1 protein-coding gene is annotated in these 263 nt (G+C 34.2%); it reads right to left on the bottom strand.

Annotated features, from left to right (window positions below):
• Nucleotides 1-263 (bottom strand): SLOG family protein (locus tag ETC27_RS18060; RefSeq protein WP_136256074.1); only part of this gene is annotated, 263 nt, incomplete at both ends.

Raw genomic sequence — 263 nt, 5'->3', positions numbered from 1 at the left:
ACTGACGAAATTGACTTGGATTTTCGTAATCTTCGTAAGCATATTTAACATAATCTACATCTTTAAATTCACGCAATTTTGCTTGATTCGCCTCGTTCCAGTTTTTTCCCTGCGTTTCAAAGGGAAAAATACTTGCAATATGGAACTCGTATTCTGTTTGTAATTCTTTAGAAACTTGTAATGCCCAATATTCAAAGCCTAAATTACCCGTGAAAATAACCCATTTCAATCCTTTGTCCAGATACGCTTCCAATCTTCTTTTA

Origin of the sequence: Onishia niordana, from assembly GCF_004798965.1 — a bacterium.
GTDB classification, from domain to species: domain Bacteria; phylum Pseudomonadota; class Gammaproteobacteria; order Pseudomonadales; family Halomonadaceae; genus Onishia; species Onishia niordana.
This window is presented reverse-complemented; position numbering and strand designations above follow the sequence as displayed.